The sequence below is a fragment of the Parolsenella sp. genome, from assembly GCF_982402205.1.
The window spans coordinates 1-6,401 of sequence record NZ_CEVYAT010000090.1 but is presented as its reverse complement, the minus strand read 5'-3'; the positions used below and the strand labels follow the sequence as shown (position 1 = coordinate 6,401).

Genomic DNA, 6,401 nt, shown 5'->3' with positions numbered 1-6,401 from the left:
ACTTTGGACAGGTCGTCTCGTAGAACGGGGCGTACTCGGCGAGGGTCTCGCCGGCACCAAGGTCAAGGTTCTCGGGCAGGGTGACCGGCAGCTGGTCATACGGCACCGGCACGTCGCCACAGCAGTCGCAGTGGATCATCGGGATGGGGTTGCCCCAGTAGCGCTGACGGCTGATGAGCCAGTCGCGAAGGCGGAACTGCACCTTCTTGCGACCGGCACCGCGCTCCTCGAGCCAGGAGATGATGGCGGCCTCGGCCTCGGAGTGCTTGCCGCCCTTGAGGCCGGTGAACTCGCCGGACTGCACGAGGTAGCCCTCGGCGTCCATGGCATGGTCCCAGGAGACGCTCGTGACCTTGAGCTCGCGCTCGTCCTTGAGCTCCTCGTACAGCGGGTCTTTCTTCTCGCAGATGATCGGGGCGATCTCGAGGCCGTACTTCTTGGCGAAGTCGAAGTCGCGCTGGTCGCCGCAGGGAACGCCCATGACGGCGCCGGTGCCGTAGTCGAGCAGCACGTAGTCGGCGACCCAGATGGGGGCCGGGCGGCCGTTGATGGGGTTGATGACGTAGCGGCCCGTGAAGACGCCGTGCTTCTCGCGCGCGGAGCCCTGGCGGTCGATGCTCGAGACCTGCTCGGTGGCCTCCTTGAGCTCCTTGAAGGCGGCCTCGTGCTCGGTGCCGGCCACGAGCTCGGCGGCAAGCGGGCTCTCGGGCGGCAGCAGGAAGAAGCTCACACCAAACAGGGTGTCGGCGCGGGTGGTGAAGACGGTGATCTTGCGGTCGGTGGGGGTCACGCCGTCGGTGTCGGCCAGGGTGAAGTCGATCTCGGCGCCCTCGGAGCGGCCGATCCAGTTGCGCTGCTGGGCCTTGACGTTCTCAGGCCAGCCCTCGAGCTTGTCGAGGTCGTCGAGCAGCTCCTGGGCGTAGTCGGTGATCTTGAGGTACCACTGCGACAGCTCGCGCTTCTCGGGAATCGAGTCGCAGCGCCAACAGCGGCCCTCGACGACCTGCTCGTTGGCCAGGACGGTACGGCACTTGGGGCACCAGTTGACCGGCGAGGTGGCGCGGTAGGCCAGGCCCTTCTCCCACATCTTGAGGAACATCCACTGTCCCCACTTGTAGTACTCGGGGTCGCAGGTGCGCACGAGGCGGTCGTAGTCGTACGAGAAGCCCATGCGCTTCATCGTGGACAGGGCGTTGTCCATGTTCTGATACGTCCAGGCGGCAGCCTGCGTGTTGTGCTTGATGGCGGCGTTCTCGGCGGGCAGGCCGAAGGCGTCGAATCCGATGGGGTGCAGCACGTCGTAGCCGCGCATGCGGGCCTGGCGCGCCATGGCGTCGCCGATGGTGTAGTTGCGGGCATGGCCCATGTGCAGGTCGCCCGAGGGGTACGGGAACATCTCGAGGACGTACTTCTTGGGCTTGTTGGGGTCCTCGTCGGTCTTATAGGTGCCCTTCTCGGCCCAGACGCGCTGCCACTTGCTCTCGATGGCGGAGGCGTCGTAGGCGGGGAACCTGTCACCCATGGAGACGTTGGTATCGTTGACGTCGCTCATGCGCGACCTCTCTCTTCAAAAGTCGTACAGACATTCAAGTTATGCACTATAGCAGCAAAAGCGCCCGAGACCCTCACGGAGCCTCGGGCGCCTGCCAAGCGTGTACGCATACGCAGGCGCCCGCCGTCCGCGGGCGACCTGCTAGATGTGGCCTAGTGGTAGCTCACGGACTGGCTGTGATCCTTTAGCACGACGTCGTGCGCGCCGCCCTCGACGATCGAGGTCGAGGAGACGAGCGTTAGTCGGGCCTTCTGCTGCAGCTCGCGGATCGTCTTGGCGCCGCAGTTGCACATCGTTGACTTGATCTTGTAGACGGTCATGCCAACGCCGTCCTTGAGCGAACCGGCGTAGGGCACGTAGGAGTCGACACCCTCCTCGAACGACAGCTTCGCGGCGCCGCCGAGGTCGTAGCGCTGCCAGTTGCGGGCGCGGGCAGAGCCCTCGCCCCAGTACTCCTTCATGTACTGGCCGTTGACGTTCACGCGGTTCGTGGGGCTCTCGTCGAAGCGGGCGAAGTAGCGGCCGAGCATCATGAAGTCGGCGCCCATGGCGAGAGCGAGGGTCATGTGGTAGTCGTAGACAATGCCGCCGTCGGAGCAAACCGGCACGTAGACGCCCGTCTCCTCGAAGTACTCGTCACGGGCGCGGCACACGTCGATGAGGGCCGTGGCCTGGCCGCGGCCGATGCCCTTGGTCTCGCGCGTGATGCAAATCGAGCCGCCGCCGATGCCCACCTTCACGAAGTCGGCGCCGCAATCGGCGAGGTAGCGGAAGCCGTCGGCGTCAACGACGTTGCCGGCGCCCACGATGACGTCGTTGCCGTAGTTCTCGCGGATCCAGTCGATCGTGAGCTTCTGCCACTCGGAGTAGCCCTCGGACGAGTCGATACACAGGGCGTCGGCGCCGGCCTCGAGCAGCAGCGGCACGCGCTTGGCGTAGTCGCGAGTGTTGATGCCCGCACCCACCATGTAGCGCTTGTTGGTGTCGAGCAGCTCGTCAGGGTTGGACTTGTGGGAGTCGTAGTCCTTGCGGAAGACGATGCCCACGAGGTGGTCGGTGGCATCGACGATGGGCAGGGCGTTGAGCTTGTTATCCCAGATGATGTCGTTGGCGACCTTGAGGGTGGTCTCCTCGGTGCCCACGACGAGCTTCTCGCGCGGGGTCATGAACGTGGCGACCTTGGCCTGGTGGTCGTCGCGGGAGGGGCGGTAGTCGCGGCTCGTGACGATACCCACGAGCTTGCCGTGCGGGGTGCCGTCGTCGGTGACGGGCATGGTGGAGTGGCCGGTGCGCTGCTTGAGGTCCATGACCTGCTCCATGGTCATGTCGGGGGTGAGGGTCGAGTCGCTCTCGACGACGCCGGCCTTGTAGTCCTTGACCCACTTGACCATGGCCGCCTCGGACTCGGGGGTCTGGGAACCGTAGATGAAGCTCATGCCGCCCTCGGTGGCAAGGGCGACGCCCATGCGCTGGCCGGAGACGGACTGCATGATCGAGGAGACCATGGGGATGTTGAGGGTGATGCGGGGCTCCTCGCCCTTCTTGTAGCGGCACAGGGGCGTCTTGAGCGACACGTTTGCCGGCACGTTCTCCGACGAGGAGTATCCGGGGACCAGCAGGTACTCAGAGAAGGTGTGCGACTCGCCCTCGAAGAACGTTGCCATGTAGGTGACTCCCTTTCTGCCCTTGCGGTCGCCCGTTTTGGCAAACCGCGCGCCGACTGATAGTTGACAATTGTAGCGTGTGCATTCGAACGCGCTACCTTGAACTTTGTTAGGCGACCAAACCGTCTTGTAGGTATGGCGAGGGGCGCCCGGCGGCACGCAGCCGCGAGGCGCCCCTCGCAAAGAGTTCTAACTACTCACCGTCCTGCGCGGCGATGTCGCTCGCCGAGATCGAGACCGTGTGCTTGGTGGGCACCCACTCGACCTTCATGAACAGCGCCGCCACCGTGATGGGGATGTAGGTCATCATGAACAGTGGGAACGTGAACAGGTTGGTGAAGATGCGCCAGCGCCTGCCCTTGCGGCAGTGGATGTGCTTGCGCTCTGAGATGGTCGTGATGATCGCGAGCAGGAAGAACGTCACGTACATCGAGGCGAACGTCATGAACAGCGACCCCACCGCCATCGAGATCTCGTTCTGTGTGGCGAGAAAACCGTGCGAGATCGAGCCGATGATGAGGTAGGCGGCGTTCACCAGGGCCGAGACGAGCGTGAGGATGTTGCCCGGTGCGATCGTCATGAGCATGTCGTAGGAGCCGAAGCGCTTGGATCTGATGCCGTGGAACAGGTCTCCCACGTAGGAGAAGAACACCTGGTAGAAGCCCTTGGTCCAGCGCATGCGCTGCGTCCAGGAGGCAGCTAGCGTGATGGGCTGCTCGTCATAGAACTCCGCGGGGGCGTAGGCGATCTGGATGCCGTTGGCCGCGCAGAAGGTCGAGAACTGGATGTCCTCGGTGAGGGTGTGGAAGTCCCAGCCGTGCATGCCCTGGATGATGCGCGAAGACACCATCCAACCCGAGCCCGAGATGGCGCAGCCGGTGCCAAGTTGCATGCGCGAGTTGTTGAGGAACTTGGCCTCGCGCAAAAACCACAGGGCGTAGGCCGAGCTGATCCAGCTCGAGTCGAAGTTCTTGGAGTTGCGGTAGCTCGTGGCGACGAGATAGCCCTGGTCGAAGACCTTGTTCATCTCGCGCACGTAGGTGGGGCTCAGCAGGTTGTCGGCGTCGAAGACGAAGAAGGCCTCGTACTTGTCAGGGTACTCGTTGAGGATGCGGTCGAAGCCGTAGTCGAGCACCCAGCTCTTGCCCTTGCGCGCCAGGTCGTTGCGCTCGTAGACGATGGCGCCGGCGCGGCGGGCCTCCTTGGCCGTGCGGTCGGTGCAGGCGTCTGCCACCACGAACACGTCGATGAGCTCGCTGGGGTAGTCCTGCTGCTTGATCGACTGCACGAGGTTGGCGATGACCGACTCCTCGTTGTGCGCCGCGATGAAAAAGGCGTAACGGTGGTTCCTCTTGGCCTCGGGGAGCTTGACCTCGCCGCGCCTCAGCGTCACCAGGATGTATACGAACTGGTAGAGGTAGGCGAAGGTGAAAAACACCCAGATGATGAGGTTGAAGATGACGATGGGCGTGAGACCCAGGCGATTGAATTCCACGAGTGACCTCTCGATGCTCTTGTTCGAAGCGTATCGATGCGCAGGCGGGCGCGGGCTCGGCTAGCGGCCGAGCAGCGCGGGGACGATACGCTCCCCCGCGGGCGTGCGGCCCATGCTGCGGCTGTCGAGCGATTCTAGTACACCCTTCAGGTCTTGTGGAAGCGTGTCGCGAAGCTCTACGGTCTCTCCGGACGCGGGATGCGCGAACGAGACGCTCCAGGAGTGGAGGAACTGCCTGGTGAGGCCGAGGTTCTGGGCAAGGTCTCCCCTGCCGTAGAGCGGGTCGCCGATGACCTGGTGGTTGATGTGACGCATGTGCACGCGGATCTGGTGGGTGCGCCCCGTGTAGAGGTGGCACTCGAGCAGCGTGTAGCCCTCGTCGCGGCGGCCCGCCTCGAAGCGCTCGAGCACGCGGAAGGTCGTGATGGCCTCGCGGGCACCGGGGTCGTCGGAGACCGCCATGCGGATGCGGTCGCGCGTCGAGCGGGCGATGCCGGTGTCGATGGTGCCGGAGTCGGCCGCGACGTAGCCCCACACGAGCGTGACGTAGCGGCGGTCGAGCGTGCGCAGGCGGATGAGGTCCTGCAGGGCCTTCTGGGTCTCGTCGTCCTTGGCCGCGAGCATGAGGCCCGAGGTGTCCATGTCGAGGCGGTGCACGATGCCCGGGCGGTCGTCGCCCTGGAGCGTCCCTAGGTGCGCGAGTCCGCAGTGGGCAACGAGGGCGTTGGCGAGCGTGTCGTCGACGTGCCCGGGACTGGGGTGGCACACGAGGCCCGCCTGCTTGGAGAGTACGATGAGGTGCTCGTCCTCGTAGCGGATGTCGAGGTCGATGTAGGGGTTGGGGGCAAGCCCACCCTCGGGAACAAGCGGCTCGGCCTCCTCGACGGTGGCGCGCACGCGGTCTCCCAACAGCACCTTCTCGCTCTTCGAGGTGGCGGGCGTCTCGTTGATGGTGACAAGCCCCGCCTCCACGAGCTTGGCGCAAGCCGAGCGAGACGGCATGCCCTCGCCTGCGGCGAGGAACGCGTCGAGGCGGGCGCCGTCGGCCTCGGGACCCACGAGCAGGTTGACAACCCTGGTGCGCGCCACTAGTTGTCCTCCCCCGTCTGGCCCTCGCCGTCGCGGGCCGCATCGAAGCGCCACGCGAGGATAAGCGAGAGGATGACGCCACAGGTCACGAAGATGTCGGCGACGTTGAAGACCGGGAAGTCAATGAAGGCCGTGGCAAAGAAGTCGGTTACCTGGCCGGCGATGACGCGGTCGATGAGGTTGCCGACGCCACCACCCGCGACGGCGCCGAGCGCAGCGGCGAGCGGGGCGGGCATGGCCTTCTCGTGCACCACCCAGACGGCGCAGGCGGCGCATATCGCGGCGGCGAGGATCACGAAGACCCAGGTGGACCCCGAGCCGATGGAGAAGGCGGCGCCCGTGTTCATGACGAGCGCAAGGTCCATGACGCCGGGGACGAGCGGCGCGGGGCCGCCGGCCAGCGCCGTGCGCGCCCAGGCCTTGGAGACCTGGTCGAGCACGACGGCGGCGACGGCGACCCCGCCAAACACGGCTATGCGCTTGTTGCCGGCCACGGGTTACGCGTCCTTGCCGGTAAGGGCGACGGCGTGGCTGCAGCGGCAGCACAGGCCGTCGGTGCCGAGCGTGCGCCAGTTCCAGCAGCGCGGGCACTTCTCGCCAT

General features: G+C 65.4%; 5 protein-coding genes. All 5 read right to left on the bottom strand.

The features are described from left to right. A partial coding sequence (gene leuS, locus AC1VTH_RS05720; protein WP_481335186.1) for a leucine--tRNA ligase occupies positions 1–1,552 on the bottom strand: 1,552 nt, incomplete at its 3' end. 152 nt (positions 1,553–1,704) lie between these two features. Beyond that, positions 1,705–3,216 (bottom strand): IMP dehydrogenase, encoded by a 1,512-nt coding sequence (locus tag AC1VTH_RS05715; RefSeq protein WP_481335185.1) that lies wholly within the window; start codon positions 3,214–3,216, stop codon positions 1,705–1,707. 193 nt (positions 3,217–3,409) lie between these two features. Then, entirely contained in the window at positions 3,410–4,711 is a 1,302-nt protein-coding gene (locus AC1VTH_RS05710; protein WP_481335184.1) for a glycosyltransferase family 2 protein, read from the bottom strand. Between the two features lie 60 nt (positions 4,712–4,771). Next, a complete protein-coding gene (locus AC1VTH_RS05705) occupies positions 4,772–5,800 on the bottom strand; it encodes an RluA family pseudouridine synthase (RefSeq protein ID WP_293825391.1) in 1,029 nt (342 codons plus the stop codon). Further along, complete coding sequence (lspA, locus tag AC1VTH_RS05700) at positions 5,800–6,294, bottom strand: signal peptidase II (protein WP_481335182.1); 495 nt, start codon at positions 6,292–6,294, stop codon at positions 5,800–5,802. The genes AC1VTH_RS05705 and lspA overlap by 1 nt, the downstream gene beginning before the upstream one ends. Positions 6,295–6,401: the final 107 nt, after the last annotated feature.

Excerpts from the sequence above, each read along its gene's own strand:
- AC1VTH_RS05715 (WP_481335185.1), bottom strand. The coding sequence starts at position 3,216 with ATGGCAACGTTCTTCGAGGGCGAGTCGCACACCTTCTCTGAGTACCTG.